General features: G+C 49.8%; 2 protein-coding genes. One reads left to right on the top strand and one right to left on the bottom strand.

Features of this window, described 5'->3' with window-relative positions; translation table 11 throughout:
* Positions 1-248, top strand: a 248-nt coding sequence (locus tag KIV40_RS27515; RefSeq protein ID WP_285352384.1) for a type I DNA topoisomerase, incomplete at its 5' end; no start/stop codon positions are given.
* 42 nt (positions 249-290) lie between these two features.
* On the opposite strand, the gene KIV40_RS27510 is transcribed toward KIV40_RS27515, so the two are convergent.
* Positions 291-1,015, bottom strand: a 725-nt coding sequence (locus KIV40_RS27510) for an ATP-grasp domain-containing protein (RefSeq protein ID WP_285352382.1), incomplete at its 5' end; no start/stop codon positions are given.

Below are 1,015 nucleotides of genomic sequence, written 5' to 3'. Positions count from 1 at the left end.
AACAAGCACCACAAGTGGCCTGCCCTGAGTGTGGTAAGGGTCACCTTGTTGAGCGTAAGTCTCGCTATGGCAAGCAGTTCTTCGCGTGTGATAACTACCCTAAGTGTAAGTTTGCCGTCAATCAGCCGCCTATCATAGGCCGCTGTGAAGTGTGCCAGTATCCATTGTTGATGGAGAAGAAAACCGCAAAAGGCATCAAAAAGCAGTGTGCTGACCGAAAATGTCACCACATTCTAGAACAAGCATAAAAAAACGGCGCTCAATGAGCGCCGTTTTTATTGGATTTCAACTTACTGCATCTGTTCAGCAAAATCGTGGATCGCTGGGTAAGCCTCTTTATCCAAGATCTCAGCTAGGCCGCAAAGCGTGCGTTGAAGTTCTGCGTTGTAGTCTGCGCTGACGTTGATGTGACCCATCTTACGACCTGCACGTTTTTCTTTGCCATACCAGTGAACATGACAACCGACCTGCGCCAAGATCGCGCTAGGCAGAGTGTCTTCACCAAGAATGTTAATCATCGCAGTCGGGCGAATTAGCTTGGTACTGCCGAGTGGCATACCACAGACTGCACGCAGGTGATTCTCAAACTGACATGTTTCAGCGCCTTGTTGTGTCCAGTGACCTGAGTTATGAACGCGTGGTGCGATTTCATTCACCAGTAGCTCACCTTGAACATCAAAGAACTCAAGTGCTAGCACGCCAACGTAATCTAGACGCTTAGCAACCGCAGTAAACATGGCTTTGGCTTGCTCTTGCAGCTCGATGTCATCAATAGCGGTAGATAGGCTCAGCACGCCATCGGTATGTACGTTCTCAGCCAGTGGGTAAACCTGGATTTCACCATCTTTACCACGGGCACCGACCAGAGAAACCTCACGGTCAAATGGGACAAACTCTTCAGCGACAATCGCTTGGTTGTCGGTCGCTGCGATGCATTCAGCCATTTCGGTCCAAACGCTCTCGATAGCATCTGTCGACTTTAGGCGCCATTGGCCTTTACCGTCGTAGCCACCTA

The organism is Vibrio sp. D173a, from assembly GCF_030248475.1.
Note: the sequence above shows the minus strand (reverse complement) of the source record. Positions and strands in the feature narration are given on the sequence as shown.